At 63.9% G+C, this 21,857-nt stretch carries 19 protein-coding genes, 1 tRNA gene and 1 pseudogene; 12 read left to right on the top strand and 9 right to left on the bottom strand.

Features of this window, described 5'->3' with window-relative positions; genetic code table 11:
* Nucleotides 1-2: 2 nt before the first annotated feature.
* The 4 genes from thrC to argS form a co-directional block, all read right to left on the bottom strand.
* Nucleotides 3-1,109: a threonine synthase gene (gene thrC / locus OW521_RS19645; RefSeq protein ID WP_268021225.1), complete on the bottom strand. Its 1,107-nt coding sequence runs from the start codon at nucleotides 1,107-1,109 to the stop codon at nucleotides 3-5.
* Entirely contained in the window at nucleotides 1,110-2,432 is a 1,323-nt protein-coding gene (locus tag OW521_RS19640) for a homoserine dehydrogenase (RefSeq protein WP_268021224.1), read from the bottom strand.
* Nucleotides 2,425-3,846: a diaminopimelate decarboxylase gene (gene lysA, locus OW521_RS19635; RefSeq protein WP_268025994.1), complete on the bottom strand. Its 1,422-nt coding sequence runs from the start codon at nucleotides 3,844-3,846 to the stop codon at nucleotides 2,425-2,427. The genes OW521_RS19640 and lysA overlap by 8 nt, the downstream gene beginning before the upstream one ends.
* A gap of 66 nt (nucleotides 3,847-3,912) precedes the next feature.
* Nucleotides 3,913-5,562: an arginine--tRNA ligase gene (gene argS, locus OW521_RS19630; RefSeq protein WP_268021223.1), complete on the bottom strand. Its 1,650-nt coding sequence runs from the start codon at nucleotides 5,560-5,562 to the stop codon at nucleotides 3,913-3,915.
* 229 nt (nucleotides 5,563-5,791) lie between these two features.
* On the opposite strand from argS, the gene OW521_RS19625 reads away from it, so the two are divergent.
* The 8 genes from OW521_RS19625 to OW521_RS19590 all read left to right on the top strand — a co-directional run bounded on the left by OW521_RS19625 (nucleotide 5,792) and on the right by OW521_RS19590 (nucleotide 10,730).
* Nucleotides 5,792-6,265 carry an FMN-binding protein gene (locus tag OW521_RS19625; protein WP_268021222.1) on the top strand — a complete coding sequence of 158 codons (474 nt, stop codon included), beginning with the start codon at nucleotides 5,792-5,794 and terminating at the stop codon, nucleotides 6,263-6,265.
* Nucleotides 6,266-6,270: 5 nt separating this feature from the next.
* On the top strand, nucleotides 6,271-7,143 hold the full coding sequence (locus OW521_RS19620) for an FAD:protein FMN transferase (protein WP_268021221.1): 873 nt from the start codon (nucleotides 6,271-6,273) through the stop codon (nucleotides 7,141-7,143).
* Nucleotides 7,140-8,660, top strand: coding sequence for an FAD-dependent oxidoreductase (locus tag OW521_RS19615; RefSeq protein ID WP_268021220.1), 1,521 nt, complete (start codon nucleotides 7,140-7,142; stop codon nucleotides 8,658-8,660). Before OW521_RS19620 ends, OW521_RS19615 begins: the two co-directional genes overlap by 4 nt.
* A gap of 90 nt (nucleotides 8,661-8,750) precedes the next feature.
* Nucleotides 8,751-8,823: transfer RNA gene (locus tag OW521_RS19610), tRNA-Arg, on the top strand.
* Between the two features lie 146 nt (nucleotides 8,824-8,969).
* Nucleotides 8,970-9,104, top strand: a complete 135-nt coding sequence (locus OW521_RS19605) for a hypothetical protein (protein WP_268021219.1) — start codon at nucleotides 8,970-8,972, stop codon at nucleotides 9,102-9,104.
* Nucleotides 9,091-9,261 (top strand): hypothetical protein, encoded by a 171-nt coding sequence (locus tag OW521_RS19600; RefSeq protein WP_268021218.1) that lies wholly within the window; start codon nucleotides 9,091-9,093, stop codon nucleotides 9,259-9,261. The genes OW521_RS19605 and OW521_RS19600 overlap by 14 nt, the downstream gene beginning before the upstream one ends.
* Nucleotides 9,262-9,383: 122 nt before the next feature.
* On the top strand, nucleotides 9,384-10,400 hold the full coding sequence (locus OW521_RS19595) for a M4 family metallopeptidase (protein WP_268025992.1): 1,017 nt from the start codon (nucleotides 9,384-9,386) through the stop codon (nucleotides 10,398-10,400).
* Between the two features lie 33 nt (nucleotides 10,401-10,433).
* Nucleotides 10,434-10,730, top strand: coding sequence for a protealysin inhibitor emfourin (locus OW521_RS19590; RefSeq protein WP_268021217.1), 297 nt, complete (start codon nucleotides 10,434-10,436; stop codon nucleotides 10,728-10,730).
* On the opposite strand, the gene OW521_RS19585 is transcribed toward OW521_RS19590, so the two are convergent.
* Complete coding sequence (locus OW521_RS19585; protein ID WP_268021216.1) at nucleotides 10,727-11,695, bottom strand: GlxA family transcriptional regulator; 969 nt, start codon at nucleotides 11,693-11,695, stop codon at nucleotides 10,727-10,729. The genes OW521_RS19590 and OW521_RS19585 overlap by 4 nt on opposite strands.
* Nucleotides 11,696-11,776: 81 nt before the next feature.
* On the opposite strand from OW521_RS19585, the gene OW521_RS19580 reads away from it, so the two are divergent.
* From OW521_RS19580 to hrpA, 3 genes are all read left to right on the top strand, one after another.
* The gene (locus OW521_RS19580; protein WP_268021215.1) at nucleotides 11,777-11,947 is read left to right on the top strand and encodes a hypothetical protein; all 171 of its coding nucleotides are present in this window, start codon (nucleotides 11,777-11,779) and stop codon (nucleotides 11,945-11,947) included.
* Nucleotides 11,948-12,095: 148 nt separating this feature from the next.
* The gene (locus OW521_RS19575) at nucleotides 12,096-13,082 is read left to right on the top strand and encodes a helix-turn-helix transcriptional regulator (RefSeq protein WP_268021214.1); all 987 of its coding nucleotides are present in this window, start codon (nucleotides 12,096-12,098) and stop codon (nucleotides 13,080-13,082) included.
* Nucleotides 13,083-13,095: 13 nt separating this feature from the next.
* A complete protein-coding gene (hrpA, locus tag OW521_RS19570; RefSeq protein ID WP_268021213.1) occupies nucleotides 13,096-17,082 on the top strand; it encodes an ATP-dependent RNA helicase HrpA in 3,987 nt (1,328 codons plus the stop codon).
* Between the two features lie 343 nt (nucleotides 17,083-17,425).
* Here hrpA and OW521_RS19565 read toward each other — a convergent pair whose 3' ends face one another.
* The 3 genes and pseudogenes from OW521_RS19565 to OW521_RS19555 form a co-directional block, all read right to left on the bottom strand.
* Nucleotides 17,426-17,854, bottom strand: coding sequence for an HIT family protein (locus OW521_RS19565; RefSeq protein ID WP_268021212.1), 429 nt, complete (start codon nucleotides 17,852-17,854; stop codon nucleotides 17,426-17,428).
* Nucleotides 17,851-19,040, bottom strand: a pseudogene (locus OW521_RS19560) (NAD(P)-dependent alcohol dehydrogenase). Before OW521_RS19560 ends, OW521_RS19565 begins: the two are co-directional and overlap by 4 nt.
* Before the next feature lie 79 nt (nucleotides 19,041-19,119).
* Nucleotides 19,120-19,974 (bottom strand): sulfurtransferase, encoded by an 855-nt coding sequence (locus OW521_RS19555; protein ID WP_268021210.1) that lies wholly within the window; start codon nucleotides 19,972-19,974, stop codon nucleotides 19,120-19,122.
* Nucleotides 19,975-20,068: 94 nt separating this feature from the next.
* On the opposite strand from OW521_RS19555, the gene OW521_RS19550 reads away from it, so the two are divergent.
* Nucleotides 20,069-21,157 carry a PLP-dependent cysteine synthase family protein gene (locus tag OW521_RS19550; protein WP_268021209.1) on the top strand — a complete coding sequence of 363 codons (1,089 nt, stop codon included), beginning with the start codon at nucleotides 20,069-20,071 and terminating at the stop codon, nucleotides 21,155-21,157.
* A gap of 22 nt (nucleotides 21,158-21,179) precedes the next feature.
* Here OW521_RS19550 and OW521_RS19545 read toward each other — a convergent pair whose 3' ends face one another.
* Nucleotides 21,180-21,836: an MBL fold metallo-hydrolase gene (locus OW521_RS19545; protein WP_268021208.1), complete on the bottom strand. Its 657-nt coding sequence runs from the start codon at nucleotides 21,834-21,836 to the stop codon at nucleotides 21,180-21,182.
* Nucleotides 21,837-21,857: the final 21 nt, after the last annotated feature.

The raw sequence follows: 21,857 nt of genomic DNA, 5'->3' as shown, positions 1-21,857 counted from the left end.
TTTTAGTTTTCTTCCAGTCCCAGTTCAGCTGCCACAGTCACGACGTCGTTCGGTACCTTGACGGGCTGGACTTCATTGCCGTCTTCGGTACGGAGGGCCCACTGCGGGTCCTTGAGTCCGTGTCCGGTGACCGTGATGACGATGGTCTTTCCGGTGGGAACTTCGCCTGCGGCGTGCTTTTTGATGAGCCCGGCGACGCCCGCCGCGGAGCCCGGTTCGACGAAAACGCCTTCCTTGGCGGAAAGCCAGCGGTGTGCGTCGAGGATTTCCTCGTCGGTCACGGCGTCGATGAAGCCACCGGATTCATCACGTGCCGCGATGGCCGTATCCCAGGATGCCGGGTTGCCAATGCGGATGGCCGTGGCGATGGTATCCGGTTCAGTGATGGGGTGGCCCGCCACGAACGGTGCCGCACCTGCGGCTTGGAAGCCCCACATGGCTGGCGTTTTGGTGGAGACGGCGGGAAGCGTACCGGCGGTTGCGGACTCGAAGGGCGCCGAGTACTCCTTGTAGCCCTTCCAGTACGCGCTGATGTTGCCTGCGTTGCCCACCGGCAGGACGTGGATGTCCGGAGCGTCGCCGAGGGCGTCGACGATTTCGAAAGCACCGGTCTTTTGGCCCTGGATACGGGCGGGGTTGACCGAGTTGACGAGGAACACCGGATAGGACTCACCGAGCTTGCGGGCGATGTCCAAGCAGTTGTCGAAGTTACCATCCACTTGGAGGAGCGTGGCGCCATGTGCGATCGCTTGGCTGAGCTTGCCCATGGAGATCTTTCCTTCGGGAACCAGCACGGCGCACTTCAGCCCGGCGGCCGTGGCGTACGCGGCGGCCGAAGCCGAGGTGTTGCCCGTAGAGGCACAGACAACGGCCTTTGCGCCTGCTTCGACAGCTGCCGTCATGGCCATGGTCATTCCGCGGTCCTTGAAGGACCCGGTGGGGTTCATGCCCTCCACCTTCAAGTACACGGTGGATCCGGTGAGCTCGGAGAGCTTCTGCGCGTGGACGAGCGGTGTTCCGCCCTCACCGAGGGTAATGACCTTCGTGGCTTCCGTTACAGGCAAACGATCAGCGTATTCGCGGATTACTCCGCGCCATTGGTGAGCCACTTAGACCCCTTCTACCCGCAGGACGGATGTCACAGAATTGATGACGTCCAGGCCCTTGATGGCCTCGACGGTTGCCGCGAGTGCGGCTTCGGATGCGCGGTGAGTGACAATCTTCAGCTCAGCCGACTCAACGTTCGAGGCGGCATCACGGTGGATCGTCTGGCGCATGATTTCGATGGATACGCCGTGCTCCGCAAAGATATGGGTGATCCGGGCCAGCACACCGGCCTGGTCGGCGACGTCGAGGCCTATGTAGTAGCTGGTGGTCGAGGCATCAATCGACAACGCGGGCACGTGGCCGGTGGTGGTCTCGGTTCGACCCGGACCTCCCAGCACCACGCGGCGGGCAGCCGACACGAGGTCGCCCAACACTGCAGACGCCGTCGGGGTTCCGCCGGCGCCCTGGCCGTAGAACATCAACTCACCGGCATTTTCGGCTTCGATGAAGACTGCGTTGAACGCACCGCGAACGGCCGCAAGCGGGTGTTCACGCGGCAGGAGGGTGGGGTGCACACGGACCGAGATGCCGCCGCCGTTACCGGGCTCCAAACTCTCGATCTTCTCGGCGATGGCGAGCAGCTTGATGACGAAGCCTGCTTCCTTCGCGGCGGCAATGTCTGCTGCACTGACCTTGGTGATGCCTTCGCAGTAGACGTCCTCGAGCGCAAAACGCGTGTGGAAGGACAGTGACGCGAGGATGGCAGCCTTGGCTGCGGCGTCGTGGCCTTCGATGTCGGCGGTGGGGTCGGCTTCCGCGTAACCAAGGCGTTGGGCCTCGGCCAAGGCGTCGGCGAACTGTGCACCGGTGCTGTCCATTTGGTCGAGGATGAAGTTGGTGGTGCCGTTGACGATGCCAAGGACCCGGGTGATGCGGTCGCCGGAGAGGCTGTCGCGGATGGGGCGCAGGATCGGAATGGCTCCGGCGACGGCCGCTTCGTAGGAGAGCTGGACGCCGGCCTTGTCAGCCTCTTCGTAAAGTGTGGGACCGTCCTGCGCCAGCAGGGCCTTGTTGCCGGTGACCACGCAGGCGCCGTTTTGCATGGCAGCCAGGATGAGCGACCGGGCCGGCTCAATGCCGCCCATGAGCTCGATCACCAGATCCGCGTCCTTGACCAGGGTGTCGGCATCGGTGGTGAACAGCTCGCGCGGCAGTTCGACGTCGCGCTTTGAATCGATGTTGCGCACGGCGATGCCGGACAGCTCCAAGCGTGCGCCGGTGCGGGCCGCAAGGGCGTCGGCGTCGTCAAGGAGAATCCGCGCTACCTGGGCTCCCACGTTGCCACAGCCCAGCAGGGCCACCTTCAGGGTTCGCACTTCAGACATTCGCCACTCCCATGTCGCGGTTCAAGAGATCTTCTTCGGTTTCCCCGCGGACGATCAGCCGGGCGGATCCATTGCGCACAGCGACAACGCCAGGCCTGGCCAGATAGTTGTAGTTGCTTGAGAGGGCCCAGCAGTAAGCGCCGGTTCCCGGTACAGCGAGCAGATCACCGGCTGCCACGTCTTCGGGCAGATATACATCTCTAACAACTATGTCGCCGCTCTCGCAATGTTTGCCCACTACTCGGGACAGTTGCGGGACGGCACCCGAGGCGCGCGAGGCGATAATGGCCGAATAATCCGCGTCGTACAGCACCGGACGGGCGTTGTCGCTCATGCCACCGTCCACCGACACATAGCGACGCGGGAACGTAACGTTTTCTTTGCCCTCGGCATCTACAGGCGCGTCTGCCGGTGCATCCACGCGCACGGTCTTAAGCGTCCCGACCTCGTACAAGGTGAAGGTGCTGGTGCCCACGATCGCGCGGCCGGGCTCAATCGAAATACGCGGCGAGGTAATCCCCAGCTCAGCGCACTTTGAGCGTACGACGGCGGCCATCGCCTGCGCGATTTCGGCTGGCGGGCGCGGGGTGTCCACCGGCGTATAGGCGATCCCGTAGCCACCGCCCAAGTCGAGTTCCGGCAAGACGATGGAGTACTTCTCCTGCATTGCGGCAAGGAATCCCAGGAGCTTTTCGGCCGCAACGGCGAACCCGTCCGGCTCGAAGATCTGCGAACCGATATGGCAATGCAGGCCCAGGAGTTCCACGTTGGGGTAGGACGTAGCCGCCGCCACGGCTTCCTCCGCTGCCGAGAGGCCCACTGCCTCAGTGGAGTCTTCGGCCATGGAGAGCCCGAATTTTTGGTCCTCGTGGGCCGTGGCAATGAATTCATGGGTGTGGGCGTGGACACCCGGAGTCAGCCGCAGCATCACCTTCGCCGTTTCGCCGCGGCCGGAGGATATCTTGGCCACCCGTTCGAGCTCGTCCAGGCTGTCCACCACAATGCGTCCGAGCTTCATGTCCAGTGCCCGGTTGATCTCGGCGTCGGACTTGTTGTTGCCGTGCAGGCCCAAATTGGCGCCGCTGATGCCGGCGCGCGCGGCGACGGCGAGTTCTCCGCCGGAGCAGGTGTCCAGGCGCAGGCCTTCCTCGGCCACCCAGTTAGCCACGGCAGTGCAGAGGAAGGACTTTCCGGCGTAGTAAACGTCCACTCCCCCGCAGATGTCGTCGAATGCTGCGTCGAAGGCATCCTTGAAGGAGCGGGCACGGGCACGGAAATCGCCTTCGCTCATCACGAACAGCGGGGTGCCGAACTGCGCCTTGAGCTCGCTGACGGGAACGCCATCGATGGCGAGTTCGCCGTCGTCGTTCCTCTGGACGTCTTCCGCCCACATCGGCGCGTGAAGCGCGTTCATGTCCTCCGGTACTGCGAGCCACTCGGGAGCAAGGGGTGAGGCTGCGTCGCTATTCTGCACGCCAGATCACATCCGTTCCGGAGCTGAAACGCCGAGGAGCCCAAGTCCGTTGGCCAGCACTTGGCTCGTGGCGTCGTTGAGCCACAGCCGGGTGCGGTTGACGTCCTGCACCGGCTCGTCCCCTAGCGGCGAAACGCGGCAGGCGTCGTACCAACGGTGGTATGCCCCGGCGATGACCTCGAGGTGGCGGGCCACGCGGTGCGGTTCGCGGAGCTCCGCGGCCTTGGCCACGATGGACGGGTAGCTGCCGAGGTAGGACAACAGCTCGTTCTCGGTGGCGTGGTCCAGGAGGGAGGCGTCGAAAGCGCTGTGGTCCACGCCGGCCTCGATCGCGTTGCGGGCGGTTCCACGGGAACGGGCATGCGCGTACTGCACATAGAACACCGGGTTTTCGTTGCTGTTCTTCTTCAGCAGTTCCGGATCCAGTGTGAGCGGCGAGTCTGCGGGGAAGCGCGCCAACGAGTAACGCACCGCGTCCTTCCCGAGCCACTCGATAAGGTCCTTGAGCTCGATGATGTTGCCGGCACGCTTTGACAGCTTGGCGCCGTTGACGGAGACCAGTTGTCCGATCAGAACCTCAATGTTGACCTCAGGGTCATCGCCGGCGCAGGCAGCAATGGCCTTGAGCCGGTTGATGTAGCCATGGTGGTCCGCGCCGAGCAGGTAGATCTTCTCCGTGAAGCCGCGGTCCTTCTTCGACAGGTAATAGGCTGCGTCGGCGGCGAAATACGTCGGTTCGCCGTTGGCGCGGATCATCACCCGGTCCTTGTCATCCCCAAAGTCCGTGGTGCGCAGCCAGACGGCCCCGCCGTCGTCGAACACATGGCCCTGCTCCCGGAGGCGCGCAACGGCGGATTCGATCGCACCGGCGTCGTGCAGTTCCTGTTCGGAGAAGAAGACATCGAAAGCCACGCCGAATTCGGCAAGGGTGTCCTTGATGTCTTTCATCTGGGCTTGGTAGGCGGCGGCGCGGATCACCGGCAGCGCTGCCACATCGGTGAGTTCACGGATTGCCGGATGGGCCTTGAGGACCTCGTCGCCGAGTTCCCGGATGTACTCTCCGGGGTAGCCGCCTTCCGGAACGCCGCGCCCGTGCAGGCGAGACAGCACCGAGTTCGCAAATACGTTCATCTGCGTGCCGGCGTCGTTGATGTAGTACTCGGCGGTGACCTCCGCGCCTGAGGCGCGGAGGACGCGGGCAATGGAATCGCCCAGGGCGGCCCAGCGCGTGTGTCCAATGTGCAGCGGTCCCGTGGGGTTGGCGGAGACGAACTCCATGTTGACCACATGGCCTGCGAGCGCCTGGTTGGTTCCGTAGGAGCTTCCCGCCTCGACGATCGCCTTGGCCAGTGCGCCAGCGGCGGCCGCGTCCACGGTGATGTTGAGGAAGCCCGGGCCGGCGATGTCCACGGCTGTGACGCCGTCGATCGCTTCCAGTCGCTTGCTGAGAACCGTGGCGAATTCGCGCGGGTTGGTCCCTGCCTGTTTGGCCAGCTGCAAAGCAATGTTGGTAGCCCAGTCGCCGTGCTCCCGGTTCTTGGGTCGCTCCACGCGTACGTCCTCGGGGAGGGCAGATTCGGAAAGCGCAAGCTCGCCAGCGGCGACAGCGTCTTTCAGGCAGGCGGATATGGCGGCGGAGAGTTCTTCGGGAGTCACCCGTCTAGCCTACCGGTGGGGCTTGCAAGTGGTGGAATTCTTTGCTTAGTGATCACGTGCACGTGGGGACCATTTGGCGCACAGGTTACGCACAGTTTCACCACCTACAGCTCCCAGACTGAGCCGCTAGGCTGATTTCCAAGTTGAACATCGGAACGGCCTCGTGCCCGAACCGTGCGTCCGGTCCATGTGCCAAGACCCTTTCTTGTCCAGTTGAAACGAGCAGAACATGACTACGCCACTCCACAAGAGCATTCTCGTCGGCGCCGCCGGCCTCACCCTCGCCAGCTCGGTGGCAGCTTGCGCGCCCTCCACCCAAGCCGGCGCAGCCCAAAGCAGCACACCGCAGAATACGAGCACGCAGGCGGGCGCCAGCAAGCTGGCCACGACAGGCTCCTCATCATCGGGCTCGTACAAGGACGGTACCTACAGTGCCGACGGCTCCTACACATCCCCTAACGGCCAGGAAACCGTAGGCGTCCAGTTGACATTGTCCGGTGGCACCATTTCCGGCGTCGACATCACCGTCCACCCCTCGAACCCGAACACCAAGAAGTTCCAAGGCGAGTTCAAGGACGGAATCGCAGCGCAGATCGTCGGCAAGAAACTGGACGACATCAACGTGTCCAAGGTCGCAGGCTCTTCCCTGACCAGCGGCGGGTTCAACCAAGCCGTGGAAACCATCAAGTCCGAGGCCAAATAGCCGCCATGCCGCACGCGGGCTGGAGCGACTTCGCCTTCGACGGAATCGGAACCAAGTGGGAGATTTCGACGCCGGAGCCCCTTCCCAGCGCGGTCCGCCGCAGCTTTTTGGGCGTTGTGGAGGATTACGACCGAAGCTATTCACGGTTCCGCACCGACTCCCTCATTGCGCGGCTCGCGCGGGAACCCGGAACTGTGGTTCTCCCGGCAGGGGCGTCCGAGCTGGAAGTGCTGTTCAGGAAGTTGTACCACCTCAGCAGGGGTGCCATGACGCCACTTATCGGCAGCAGCCTTGAGCAGCTGGGCTACGGGGTGGACTATGCCCTAAGGCCCCTCGGCCACCCGGTGCCGGCGCCGCGCTGGGAAGATGTCCTGGAATGGAACGGCTCAAAGATCTCCACTTCCGCTCCCTTGGTACTGGACATTGGCGCTGCGGGAAAGGGCCAGCTGGTGGACCTGGTAGCAACGGTGCTGCGCTCAGCGGGGATCACAGAGTTCCTTGTGGACGCGAGCGGCGACATGCTCCACTCCGGCGCGGAACCCTTGGGCGTGGCCCTCGAACACCCTTACGACCCCACCCAGGCGATCGGCGTCGTCGAACTCCACGACGGCGCCCTGTGCGCTTCTGCGGCCAACAGGCGCGCGTGGGGCGACGGCCTTCACCATGTCCTGGACGGCGCCACCGGGCGCCCGGTGGAAACGGTGGTGGCCACCTGGACCCTGGCCGCCTCGGCACTGGAAGCCGATGCGCTGGCCACCGCGCTCTTCCTGGTGGATCCGAAGGTGCTCGACGAAGAGTTCGATTTCTCCTGGCTCAAGGTCTATTCGGACGGACACGCGGCCTATTCGGCAGGTTTTGAAGGGACACTGTTCACATGATTGCCATCAAAGCGCGTGCGGACGCCTGGCTTGGCCGCTTCACCATGTACCGGCTGATTCTGTGGATCCTCGCCATCCTTGCGGTGTACAGCATGGTGTTGAACGTCCTCGGCTGGCTGACGTTCGGCCTGCCGGAAATGCTCGTCCACCTGGTGCTGTGCGTGGGACTGACGTATGCGTCCAACCGGCTCGTGGCGATGCTGTTCAAGGTCCGGCCCCATTCGGAGTCTTCGCTCATCACGGGCCTTCTCCTGTACTTCCTGTTCTGGCCCACCGAACTCGTGCCCACAGTTCAGGTTCCCGACCTTGCCGGGGTGGTTGTGGCATGCGTCCTGGCGTCGGCGTCCAAGTATGTGCTGGCTTTCCGTGGCCGGCACATTTTCAACCCTGCTGCCGCTGGCGCCTTCATCGCCAGCCTCACGGGTTTGAACATCGCGACATGGTGGGCGGCGACACCGGCCATGTTGTGGCTCCTGGTGCCCGGGGTCCTGCTGGTGCTGTACAGGACGCGGAAGATGCTGATGGCCTGCACGTTCCTCGTGGTCACGGTATCCATCGTGTCCGCCGAACTCCTGCAGGCAGGGATGACATGGGGATCCGCCCTCTGGCAGCCACTTGCGCAACGGCCGCTCCTTTTTTTCGTGGGCTTCATGCTCACGGAGCCGCTCACCTTGCCGCCGCGGCGCTTGCAGCAATTGGCGCTGGCGGTGGTCGTCGGCGTGTTGTTCGCAGTGCCGTACAACCTGGGTATCGTGGCCAATTCGCCGGAAATTGCGCTGCTCGTGGGCAACTTCCTCGCATTCCTCGCGGGACAACGCGGCGGGGTCATGCTGACCTTCAAGGGGTCGCGTCCCCTGACTCCGTTCACCACCGAATTCCGTTTTGAGCCGCGCCGTCCCGTTCGTTTCCTTCCCGGGCAGTTCATGGAGCTCAACCTTCCGCACTCGCGCTCCGACGGGAAGGGACGGAGACGGGTCTTCAGCATCACCAGCTCGCCAGGCTCACCGGAGGTGACCTTCGGCGTTGGCACAGCGGAGCCGATCTCGGCCGCCAAGCGCGCGCTGCTCGCCCTTGAGGATGGAGAATGCGTTCGCGGAACCGCTGTAGGCGGTGACTTTGTCCTACCGTCCGACGTCGGCAGGCCCGTGCTGCTCATCGCTGCGGGGATCGGGATCACGCCTTTCTTGTCCCAACTGGCGTCGCTCGACTCCGCGCGAAGGGACATGGTGGTGTTGTATCTCGCCCCCAGCGCAGCCGAACTTGCCGGGCGAGATGTCCTGGAGGCCTCCGGTGCGCGCGTCATTGCGCGCGTGGCAGACGGTTCCCCACCGCCGTCGTTCATGCACGACGCCGGACAGTTCCGGATCGATGGCAACTCGCTGCGGGAACTCGTTCCCGACGTTGCCGAACGGGACGTGTACGTGTCCGGGTCCCCGGCAAACGTAGACTCCCTCCGCGCTGCCGCACGCCGGGCGGGAGCCCGAAGAATCCATACCGACTCGTTCTCGGGCTACTGACGCGGCGCACAGCCTCACCGTTTTCCATTGCGGCGCGGTGACCTGCTAAGCTCGTGGACGTCCCTCCGGCAACGGACGGGAGCCCTGGATGCCCTCGTAGCTCAGGGGATAGAGCGTCTGCCTCCGGAGCAGAAGGCCGTAGGTTCGAATCCTATCGAGGGCACAACCGAAAAACCCCGCCAGTCCAAGGACTGGCGGGGTTTTTCTATGCCCCGGCGGGATGCGGGGATTGCAATTCAAAAAATAAGTGGAAAAATCGCGTCACGTTTTGCCCCCTCCCTACACATGGTTCTTGTGCAGATACCAAAAATGGAGCCCGCAACTGCGTTCCCGGAGCTCGAAGCCAAAGCGCCGGTCCTTGCCGGGAAACTCTCGCGGCTGCCAGCGGCACAACTCGCAACCGTCCTTCGCCCGGAACCCGAGGACACCGATGCCGGACTGTGAAGCCGCCCGCCGCAACAAACAAGCCCTCTACGAAATCGAGTTGGCGTGGGGCAACGGCATCGTGGACCTCGGCAAGCTGCAACGGATCCTCAGGGGTTCCGGAAACGATGCGGACCCCGTGCCTCCCTGCCCGACGGAGGCCTCTCACTTGACGTGATAGCGAACATGCCGCACCGAGCCGGCCAAAATGTCGGTGGCCGCTTCTAAGCTGTTCGTACCCGGTCAAGTCCACCAGGTACGAAAGGGTTCGCTGTGATCTGTTCCATCATTCCGCCCTATATGCTGCGCAGGCTGGCAACCCAGAATGAGCCCCGCCTGCGGATCATTGCACGGGCGGCCAAGGAATCCCTGCTCCACATCAAGTCCCTTCAGGCGGTCCGCTCGCTTCCGGTGCCGGCCCCGGTACCCACAGCCCGCCAGGCCAAGCCCGGTCCGCCGAAACGGACCATCTACGACACCGGGTCCACCGAGGTCCTGCCGGGAAAGCTCGTCCGCAAGGAGGGCGGTGCGGCCACAGGCGACGCAGCCGCCGATGAAGCCTTCGACGGACTGGGCGAAACCCACAGGCTCTACGCAGAAGTGTTCGGCAGGAATTCGATCGACGGCGCCGGGCTGAAACTCGATGCCACCGTCCACTACGGCCAGCTATACGACAATGCGTTCTGGAATGGCAGCCAGATGGTCTTCGGTGACGGCGACGGCGAGATCTTCCAAAGGTTCACCAAGTCGCTCAGTGTGATCGGGCACGAACTTGCGCACGGCGTCACCCAGTACACTGCAGCCCTCGCCTATCGGAACCAGGCGGGAGCCCTCAACGAGTCCATGTCCGACGTTTTCGGGGTGCTGGTGGAGCAACATGCCAAAAAGCAATCCGCGGCCGAGGCCAGCTGGCTGATCGGCGAGGGCTTGTTCACAGATGCCGTTCAAGGCGCCGCACTCCGCTCGATGAAGGCACCGGGTACCGCCTACGACGACGACGTGCTCGGGAAGGATCCGCAGCCGGACTCCATGGATACGTATGTCCGCACCACCGCAGACAACGGCGGTGTCCACATCAACTCCGGCATTCCCAACAGAGCTTTCTCCATCGTTGCGCTGGAGTTGGGAGGCAATGCGTGGGAGGCGCCCGGCCAGATCTGGTACAACACCCTGACAGGCGGCTCCCTACCCGCCACGTGCACCTTCCGGCGGTTCGCCAAGGCAACCGCGACGTCTGCGGAGGAGCTGTTTGGGGCTGGTTCTTCCGAGCATGACGCCGTCCTGAAGGCGTGGGAAACTGTGAAGGTAAAGCTCTAGCAACACTTACCAGAGCAGTGGAAGCCGTCGAACATGAAAATCACCGTCCAGCGCAGCGGCGGCGTCGCCGCGATCACGCGCGTCTGGACCGTGGATGCCGCCAGCTCCGAAGATAAGCAACGCTGGATGCCGATCGTGGAGGCCTGCCCTTGGGATCAGGTGCCGTCGCGCGGGCAATCGGCTGGGCAAGTAGCCGGGCAAGCCGACCGGTTCATGTATTCGATCCGCGCGGGACAACACCGGGCAACGCTCCCGGAAACCGCTGTCACCGGACCATGGCACACCCTCGTGGAGCACGCCAAGGTGGAAGGCCGGGAAACCCTCCGCTAGCCGACTTCGGCCAACTGGCCGCGGAAAGCCCTCCGGTAGGACTGCGGGCTCGTGTCCAGGACCTTGGCAAAGTGGTGCCTTAGCAGCACGGAATGCCCGAACCCGGCTTCGCGCGCAACTTCGTCAATGTTCAGTTCGGTGGTTTCCAGGAGTTCCTGGGCTCGGAGCACTCGCTGCGAGTTGAGCCAGGCTGCAGGTGTGGCGCCTGTCTCGGCCCGGAAACGGCGGGCGAAGGTCCGGGCGGACATGTGAAGCCGGGACGCCAGTTCGTTGACGCTGTGGTCCCGCTCCAGGTTCTCCACCATCCAGCGCAGCAAGGCCTCCATGGGCGCCGAGCCGCACGTGGGCATGGGCCGATCGATGAACTGGGCCTGGCCGCCGTCCCGGTGCGGCGGAACCACCATGTCGCGCGCAATGGCTGTTGCGACATTGGCACCCAACTCCACACGGACCAGATGCAGGCAAGCGTCAATCCCTGCTGCCGTACCCGCGCTCGTAATGAGTGTTCCGTCCTGGACGTAGAGCACGTTCTCGTCCACATGGATCATCGGATACCTGCTGGCCAGGTCCTGCGAGTAGTGCCAGTGGGTGGTGCAGCGGCGCCCGTCCAAGAGCCCGGCGCGCGCCAGTGCGTATGCTCCGGAACAAATCGACATGACCCATGCCCCGCGCGCGTGGGCTGCCCTTAGGGCATCCAGCACGGATTCCGGAACGTCCTCGTCCCTGCCGTAGGGGGCCATGATGACGAGGTCGGCATCGTCCGCGGCCTCCAGCCCCAGGCCGACGTGCATCGACAGGCCGGACTTCATCCTGACATCGCCCGGGACAGGGGTGCAGACCCTGAAATCAAAGCTGGGAACGCCGCTCCCCCGGTCCTTGCGATCAATGCCAAAGACCTCGTAGGCGGTCCCGAACTCGAAGATCGAGAAGTTGGGAACCACAATGATTGCCACCGTTTTCAACATAGTTCCAGTGTGGCAGAAAATTGCCTAAATGGGTCATTTCTGCCACTGTTTCTTGGACTGGATCAGGAACACGATGGAGACATGGAAATCGTCGGAATCCTGGTGTTCATCATCCTCGTCATCACTGCCGCTGCTACCGTCTCAGCAGTTCTTCGGGACGGCCGCGGTCACCTTCCCCCCGTCCGTTCCGAAGAGCCTTGGACCGCCAAGGAACTGCCTAGCACCCCTTACTGGACGCTTCGCGTCTTCTAACAACGCCCTGTCTCTAACCACGCGCTATCTCTAACCACACTCTGTCCGAGCCCTCCTGCGCGGCGCATCCGTTGCCAGAAAGGCTCGGACACAGTCTAGAACTCAATGAGGACGGCTATTGTCCGCATTGTGGGCTAGATTCAATGCCATGATCCAGACGTCCGCCAGGCTGCTGCAATTGCTGTCCCTGCTGCAAGTCCGGCGAGAATGGACCGGCCCGGCATTGGCCAAGCGGATGGGTGTCACCGAGCGCACCGTCCGCCGCGACATCGACAAGCTCCGGAACCTCGGCTACCCCATCCACGCTTCGCCGGGCATAGCCGGCGGCTACCAGCTGGGCGCCGGGGCGCAGCTCCCGCCGTTGCTGCTCGACGACAATGAAGCACTCGCCGTCGCACTGGGGCTCAACTCCGTGGCGGCGGGTCCGGTCGCCGGTATCGGCGAAGCGTCGGTTCGAGCCTTGGCCAAGCTCGAGCAGGTGCTGCCTGCGCGTCTCCGCCCGAAATTCGCGATGCTCAAGGCCGCGGTCACCACGCTGCCGAGCAACGCGGCGTCGGTGGACCCCCAGCAGCTCACGGTGGTCTCTGCCGCGATCACAGACAAACGGCAACTCAGTTTTGATTACGTCAAAGCCGACGGCGACGCCGGCCGCCGCCTCGTGGAGCCTTACCGCTTGGTGGACACCGGGCGCCGCTGGTACCTGGTGGCGTGGGACGTCGACCGGGAAGACTGGCGCACGTTCCGCGCGGACCGCATCGCTTCCTTGCCGGTTGAACGGAAAAGGTATGTGCCGCGCCCCCTGCCGGCCAAGGACCTCGCGGACTACGTCCAGCGATCCGTCACCCGCTCGCCTTACCGCTACGACGTCGTCGTGCGCCTCCATGCCCCCATTGGCGAGGTGGCCGCCGTCGTCGGCCCGCAACTCGCCAGCTTGAGCGACGACGGCGGGAACGCCACCCTGCTCCGCGCGGGCTGGGACAGCCTGGCGCAGCCAGCGGCCCACCTCGCTGCCCTGGACATGGACTTTGAGATCATCTCTCCCGAGGAGTTCAAGGACTACGCCCGCACCATGGCCGGGCGTTTGGAAAAAGCCGCAGGGAACCACGCGCTGCGAGGCGACGCGCAGCCACAGTAGACTGTCAGCAGCCATGACACTTCATATTTCCTACCCCGCAGAGCTGCCCGTCTCCGAGCGCCGCGAGGACTTGATGGCGGCCATCGCCGCGAACCAGGTGACCATCATCGCCGGCGAAACCGGCTCCGGCAAGACTACCCAGATCCCCAAGATGTGCCTGGAACTCGGCCTCGGAGACAAGGGGCTGATTGGGCACACCCAGCCGCGCCGCCTTGCCGCACGAACGGTTGCCGAACGTATCGCCTTTGAGATGGGAGTGGAGATCGGGCAGGAAGTCGGCTTCCAGGTCCGATTCACAGGCGAGGTCAGCAAGGCCACCAAGATCAAGTTGATGACCGACGGCATCCTGCTCGCGGAAATCCAGCGCGACAAGCTGCTGCGGAATTACAGGGCGATCATCATCGACGAGGCGCACGAGCGCAGCCTCAACATCGACTTCATCCTGGGCTACCTCAAGCGGATCCTGCCGCAGCGGCCGGACCTGAAGGTCATCATCACCTCGGCCACGATCGATCCCCAGCGTTTCGCCAAGCATTTCGGCAGCGAGGAAGAGCCCGCGCCGATCATCGAGGTCTCGGGCCGGACATACCCCGTGGAAATCCGCTACCGGCCACTGTCCCAGCCCGCCGGTGGCGGCGATGAAGACGCGTCCGACGACGAACTCGAAGAAGACCGCGATCCCCTCGATGCAGTGTGCGACGCCGTCGACGAACTTGCGCTGGAAGCTCCCGGCGACATTCTGGTGTTCTTCTCCGGCGAGCGCGAGATCCGCGACGCAGCGGAGGCCCTGAACGGCCGGATCGCGTCCAACCGAAGGCTGGCGGGAACCGAAGTCCTGCCACTGTTTGCCCGCTTGAGCCTGCAGGAGCAGCACAGGGTCTTCAACCCCGGCGGTAAGAGGCGGATCATCCTGGCCACGAATGTCGCGGAAACCTCGCTGACGGTTCCTGGCATCAAGTACGTCATCGACACCGGTACGGCCCGTATCTCGCGTTACTCGCACCGGACCAAGGTGCAACGGCTGCCGATTGAACGTGTATCTCAGGCATCGGCAAGCCAACGTTCCGGCCGCTGCGGGCGTGTCTCCGAAGGGATCGCGATCCGGCTCTATTCGGAGGACGACTTCGAGTCCCGTCCCCAGTTCACTGATCCGGAGATCCTGAGGACCAACCTCGCGGCCGTCATCCTGCAGATGACTGCCATGGGTGTAGCCCGCGGCCCCAAAGACGTCGAGAACTTTCCGTTTGTTGAGCCGCCTGACTCCCGTGCCATCAACGACGGCGTCACGCTGTTGCGCGAACTCGGCGCCCTGAGCCCTGCCCGCACGGGCGACGGCGGCACTCCCCCCACGGGCGACCGAGGCAACGGGCAGACGGGCGGCGGCCTGACCGCCGTCGGGCAGAAGTTGGCTCAGCTGCCGGTTGACCCCCGGCTTGGCAGGATGATTGTGGAGGCCGGAAGGCGCGGGTGCGTCAAAGAAGTCATGATCCTGGCGGCCGCTTTGACCATTCAGGATCCGCGCGAGCGCCCGACGGACAAGCAACAACTTGCAGCGGAGAAGCACGCACGCTTCCGGGACGAGAACTCGGACTTCACCGGATTCCTGAATCTTTGGAACTACATCCAGGAAAAGCAGCAGGAGCTCTCCTCCACGCAATTCCGCCGGCTCTGCAGGAACGAGTTCATCAACTACTTGCGCGTCCGCGAATGGCAGGACCTTTTCCAGCAATTGCGCCAGCTCGCCAAGCCACTGGGCATCGCTATCGACAACAAGCGCGAGGCCGACCCCGTAGGCAACAACGAGGCCATCCACATCAGCTTGCTCTCGGGGCTGCTGAGCCACATCGGCTTGCTGGATGAACGCAAGCGCGAATACGCCGGAGCACGCGGCAGCCGGTTCGCCATCTTCCCGGGCTCAGCTTTGTTCAAGAAGTCTCCGGCCTTTGTCATGGCCGCGGAATTGGTTGAGACAAGCCGGCTGTGGGCCCGGGTCGCGGCGAAGTTCGATCCCCTGTGGGCCGAGCAAGTAGCACCGGATCTCGTGAAGCGCTCCTACAGCGAGCCCCACTGGTCTGCCCGGACAGGTTCGGTCATGGCGCACGAGAAGGTGATGCTCTACGGAGTTCCGATCATCCCGAACCGCCGCATCAATTACGGCCGGATCGACCCGGAGCTTTCCCGCGAACTCTTCATCCGGCACGCCCTCGTTGAGGGCGATTGGAAGACCCACCACAAATTCTTCCACCGCAACCGCGCCTTGCTCCACGAGATCGAGGAACTCGAGACGAGGATGCGCCGCCGGGACATCCTGGTGGACGACCACACGCTTTTCGAGTTCTACGACGTCAGAATCGGCAAGGACGTGGTCTCCGAACGGCACTTCGACAAATGGTGGAAGGAAGCCCGCCAGCAAGACCCCACCCTGCTGGACTTCGACCAATCACTCCTCATCAGCGAGGACGCCGAGGCCTTGGATGATTCTGCTTATCCGAAAACATGGCTGCACAAAGGCTTTGAGCTGCCGCTGAGCTACGAATTCCACCCCGTGGCTCCCGGCTCGCCGCCTAATCCCTCGGACGGTGTCACAGCCGAAGTCCCCGTGCTGTTCCTGAACCAGCTCGACGACGCCGCCTTCAGATGGCAGATCCCCGGCCAACGGGTGGAGCTCGTCACGGCGTTGATCAAGTCGCTGCCCAAACACATCCGGAAGAACTTCGTCCCCGCCCCGGATGTTGCCCGGCAAGCGGCTGCTGCCTTGGTGAGTGACTTCGATCCGGCCTCGGACGACCTTGAGGCCTCGCTCGAGCTCGTGCTGCGCCGTGTCCGCGGGCACATCATTCCGCGTGGCTCATGGAATTGGGACGCTGTGCCGGCGCATCTGCGTGTCAGTTTCAAGGTGGTGGACAGCCGCGGCAAGGTGCTGGACGAAGGTAAGGACCTTGCTGCCCTCCAGGAACAACTGGCCCCGGCTACGCGACGGGCCATCGCCGAATCCCTCGGGGCAACACCTGCGACGACGGCCCGCACCAACGGGCCGAAGGGCACCGGAGCGCCCACTGCCGGGGTTACCGCTGCCGGAGTTCCCGCCTCGTCCGGCGGCAGCCCGGCCCCACAGGCAGCCGGTTTCCTGTCCGAGCAAAGCGGGCTCACTGAGTGGACCTTCGGCGCAATTGAGCGCCAAGTGACCCGCACGGTGAAAGGGCACGACGTCACGGGATTTCCGGCCCTGGTAGACGAGGGCAAATCCGTCGCGCTGCAGGTGTTCCAGACCCGGGCGGAGCAAGAGTCGGCAATGCGTGGCGGTGTCATCCGTTTGCTCGCTCTCCGCGTTCCCGCCCCGGACCGCTATGTCCTGGAACACTTGAACAACACCGAGAAACTGACGTTCAGCCAGAACCCGCACGGCTCAGTGAGCGCTTTGATCGCAGACTGCGCCCTCGCGGCTATCGACAAGCTGACTCCGGCCGAACTCCCCTGGGACAAGGCAGCGTTCGATGCCCTTTACGAAGTGGTCCGAGCGGAACTGATCGACACCGTCTTCACGGTGACAGCCGTCGTCGAACGCGTCCTGGCCAGCACCCGGCGGATCGAGAAGCAACTCAAGGGCAGCACGAGCCTCACCTTGATCAGTGCGCTCAACGATATGAAGAGCCAACTGGAGCAACTCGTCTTCCCCGGTTTTGTGGCACGGACGGGCTACGCACAGCTCAGCCAACTGCCTCGATACCTGGCCGGAATCGAGAAGCGCCTCGAAAAGCTTCCGAACAATGTCCAGCGGGACGGGCTGAACATGTCTGTCGTGCAGGCCTTGGAAGATGACTACGACGACGCCGTCTCTGCGCTGCTGCCCGGCCGAAGGGCCGGTGCCGAGTTAACACGGGTGCGCTGGATGATCGAAGAACTCCGCGTCAGCCTCTTCGCGGTCGAGCTTGGCACGGCCTACTCGGTCTCGGAAAAGCGTATCCGGACGGTTCTCAACCAAGCGTTGGCACCCGCGTAGCCGAGGCGCAGGCACAAAATACTCGCCCCACCTCCCTCAGCCCGTCCCGTGACGCGCCGGGAGCGTACCGACGCTCGCCCACTTATCGCGGCCATTCTTTCAACCCTCCTGCACTTATGAGGGTCAAAACTGAAACCCTCCTGCAGCTCATAAAACCGCTCCCCGAAAATCGGAACTGAATTTCTCAGTCCAACTTCCGGGGAGCAGTCCTGTGCAGGAGGGTTTCGGGTTTCTCCATCAAAGGCGAGCGAGCGTCGCCCCAAAACGGCCTATATCTGCAGGAGGATCGGGAAAAGGCGCCAAAGGTGAGCGAGCATCTGGGAGAGTTCCGCGGGATCCTGCCTCAGTCCGCCGGAACGAACTCTCCGTGCCCGGCGGCGCGGAGGCCGGCACGAAGCTTGACCCCGCTGGTGTCCATTGTTGCGGGATCCGGGTGGCGGTCAACGTTGTGGACCTCGAAATCGGCCATGGAGTAAGCCGGCCACACGTGGACGTGCAGGTGCTCGATCTCAAAGCCCTCCACGAGAACGCCGATGCGTTTGGCCGCGAAAACATCCTCTTGCACTTTGCCGATCTTCTGGGCCACATCCATGACCTTGCCCAACAATTCGGGAGAAGCGTCGGTCCAGGAATCAACCTCGTCTCGAGGGACCACCAAGGTGTGGCCCTGGGTGATGGGGGCAATGGTCAGGAAGGCCACCACGTCGTCGTCCTTCCAGACAAAACGCCCGGGAATCTCGCCGTTGATGATCTTGGTAAACAGGGTGCTCATACGTCTGCCTTTTCCGAAGCGGGCTGAAGGGTCTTGGTATCGAGGACGAAACGGTATTTGACGTCCCCGGCAACCATACGATCGAAGGCTTCATTGAGTTGCCGAGCGGTGACGACTTCGACATCGCTGACCAGGCCGTGCTCAGCACAGAAGTCCAGCATTTCCTGAGTCTCGGCAATCCCGCCGATCAGCGAGCCAGCGTAGGAGAGCCGGCGCCGGATCAGCGCGCCGGGGCTGACCGGAGGCATGTCGGTGGAAGGCAGTCCTAATTGGAAGAGGGCGCCGTTCAGCCGCAAGGTGCGGAAGTACGGGTTCAGATCATGGGGCGCCGCAACGGTGTCGATAATCACGTCTATGGTGCGGTTGGCGCTCTCCATGGCTTCGGGGTCCTTCGAGAGGATCACGTCGTCCGCACCAAGCTCGATTGCCGCCTCCATCTTGGCGTCCGAGGTGGTGAAGACCACCACCTGCGCTCCCATGGCCTTGGCGATCTTGACGGCCATGTGGCCCAGTCCGCCGAGTCCGACGACGCCCACCACGTCCCCTTCCTCGACGTCGAAGTAACGCAGCGGCGAGTAGGTAGTGATGCCCGCGCACAGCAATGGCGCCACCGCGGCCGGGTCAAGGCCCTCGGGCACGCGCAATACGAAGCGGCGGTCAACCACCACCGAGGTTGAGTAACCGCCCTGGGTGATGGCGTCGCCGTTCCGGCCGTCCCTCACGCCGTAGGTTCCCACATTTCCGCGTTCGCAATACTGTTCAAGGCCTTCGAGGCAGCTGTCGCACTCCCGGCAGGAGTCCACCAAGCAGCCGACGCCCACCAGGTCACCGGGCGCGAAGTCGTCGACGTCCGAGCCCACGCTGCGGACCCGGCCCACGATTTCGTGGCCTGGAACCAGCGGATAGCTTTGGGCCCCCCATTCGCCCCTTGTCGCGTGGACATCGGAGTGGCACAGGCCGCAGAATTCGATCTCGATCTCGACGTCGTCTTCCTTGGGTGCGCGGCGGGCCACAGTCGGGGGACAAGACCGCTCACCGCAGAAGTCGCACCGTAGGCAGCCGCGAGTGTCGGCGAGCCCTTCGCGGCCACGGGGGGTGATGGGGTGGAGGGCGCGGCGTCCACAGTCTCGTCACTCACGACGAGCGGTTTGCCAAGGGGCGGGGGAACGGGGCGTCCGGGAGTCATGCTTCGACGCTACCCCCGCGAACTGAATTCTTGCCACTCAGTGCCGCCAGGCCCTCCGATGTCATTGACCGAAGCAGATTCACCGGCCAGGCGCGCCCAGGGGCTCGGCACCGATCACCACGCGGTTGGAGTCAAGCGAGGACCACTGGGAAAAGGAACCCGGGAACAGCGCCGCCCTGAAGCCGGCAATTTCAAGGGCGGCGATTTCATGGGCCGCCGTCACGCCGGAGCCGCAGTAGACCGCCACCTTGCTGCCATCGTCGATGCCCAGGCCAGCAAATCTATCGCGGAGCTCAGCTGCACGGAGAAATGTGCCGTCCGGTCCGAGGTTTGCGGCAGTGGGGGCGCTCAGGGCGCCAGGAATGTGCCCGGCGCGGGGATCAACGGGTTCGATCTCGCCGCGGTAGCGTTCTCCCGCGCGGGCATCGAGAAGGATCCCGTGATTGTGCCAGTCTGCCGCTTCCTCCATGCTGATCGCATCCATGTGGCCGTGTCCAAGAACGACGTCGCCGGGTACCGGTGGCTGCTCGTCCTGGGCCAACGGGTAGCCGGCCGCCCCCCAGGCGCCCAATCCGCCGTCGAGCAGGAACACGGAATGGAAACCGGCGTCCCGGAGCAGCCACCATAACCGCGCCGCCGCGGTGCTGCCACTGTCATCGTACGCAACAACGGTGTCGCCGTCGTTGATGCCCCACGCACGGGCGCTTCGCTGCAGCGCAGCGGTGCGGGGCAACGGGTGCCTACCCTGACCCTCGGCGCAGGGATCCGCGAGCTCATTGTGCAAGTCCACGTAGACTGCGCCGGGGATGTGGGCCTGGCGGAAATGCGAGTGGCCATGCGGATCGCCCAGCGCCCAGCGGACATCAAGCAATACGGTCCGCTCGCCCGCGTCCATGCGGTCCTTGAGCGCGGCTACGTCAATGAGGGTGGCCATCAAATCTCCTTCGTTTTTACAGCGACTACCTATCAGCTGCCAACCGGCTACCAGCCTATCCTTGCAAGGCAGGCACCGCCGGTAGGCTGGATCGGTGAGCACTCTACGCAACCAGGACCGGGCATGGGCCAGCGAGGCAATCCGCCGCATCGAGGCCGAGAACAACCGCTCGGCGGACACGCACCTCTACGCGGTGCCGCTCCCCGAACACTGGGGCGTCCAGCTCTACCTCAAGGACGAGTCCACACACCGTTCCGGCAGCCTCAAGCATCGTTTAGCCCGGTCGCTCTTCCTCTACGGCCTGGTCAACGGCTGGATCACCGAAGGGACCACCATCGTCGAGGCTTCGAGCGGCAGCACTGCGGTATCGGAGGCATACTTCGCCAGGCTGATCGGGCTTCCATTCATCGCCGTGATGACCCGGACCACCAGCCCGGAAAAGATTGCGCTCATTGAAGAGTTCGGTGGCGCCTGCTTGCTCGTAGACCATGCTTCCGAGGTCTATGCGGTAGCCGAGGACGTTGCCCGAACGTCCGGCGGTTACTACATGGACCAATTCACCTTCGCCGAGCGCGCCACCGACTGGCGGGGAAACAACAACATCGCCGAGTCGATCTTTGAGCAACTCGCCCTCGAGGAGTACCCCGTGCCCGAGTGGATCGTGGTGGGCGCGGGCACCGGGGGAACCAGTGCCACCATCGGCCGGTACTTGCGGTACCGCTGCCACTCCACCCGGCTGGCCGTTGTCGATCCGGAGAACTCAGCGTTCTATCCGGGTTGGCGCGACGGCGTCTCGGACTATTCCACGGGGATGCCGTCCCGCATCGAAGGCATTGGGCGGCCCCGGATGGAGCCCAGCTTCGTCCCGGCCGTCATCGACACCATGATCCAGGTTCCCGACGCCGCTTCTGTGGCGGCCATGCGGCAACTGCAGCGGCTTGCCGGGCTTCATGCCGGGCCATCCACGGGAACCAACCTTTGGGGCGTCTGCCAGTTGATTGCCGACATGGTTGCCAAGGGAAAGCGCGGCAGCATTGTCTCCCTCATGTGCGACGCCGGCGATCGCTACGCCGGAAGCTATTACAACCCGGACTGGATCGCCGAGCGCGGCCTGGATCCCGCGCCATACGAGGCCGTCCTGGTCGACTTCTTCGAGACGGGCACTTGGCCAAGCAAGATGTAAACAGGGCGACCAGCGGACCTGGCTAGACCTCCACCGACTCCCGTGGGGACAGCCTGGCGTAGCTGGTACCGTATTTCGCGCCGATCCGGGTCACATGGGCTTCCACCAACCCGCGTCCCAGTTCGTTGAGCAGGCCGTCGTGGACCGGGTAGGCCTTGGGTGCCCGGACGGAGATCACGAAGTCCACCACTTCGCCCACCTTTGACCACGGTGCGTGAATCGGCACCAAGAGCGTCTTGACGTCAATGCCATCAGGGACAACGAACGAGTCCCCGGGGTGGAAGACGTTTTCGTCCACAAGGTAGCCGATGTTAGCCACTACGGGAATCTGCGGGTGGATAAGGGCATGCTGGCCTCCAAAGGAGCGTACCGCGAAGCCACCGGCTTCGAAGGAGGAGCCGGGTTCGACGGCGTGCACCCGGCCGCCGTCGTCGCCCGCTTTGGCAGCGAGCTGGGAGGCGACACCGGCAGGTGCATGCACCTGCAGTCCGGGGTTTCCTTTGAGCGCCTCGACCACGGCGTCGGCGTCCACATGGTCAGCGTGCTCGTGGGTGATCAGCACCACGTGGGCCCCGGCAAGGGCTTCCTCGGACTCGGAGAAGGTGCCCGGGTCAATCACGAGGACCTGGCTGTCCTTTTGCAGGCGGACACAAGCATGGGTGAACTTGGTGAGCTTCATGCAGCCAGCCTAGGGGCGGGC

This window comes from Arthrobacter sp. MMS18-M83, from assembly GCF_026683955.1.
Classification (GTDB): domain Bacteria; phylum Actinomycetota; class Actinomycetes; order Actinomycetales; family Micrococcaceae; genus Arthrobacter.
The sequence above is the reverse complement of the archived record's forward strand: the minus strand, read 5'-3'. Positions and strand labels throughout refer to the sequence as shown.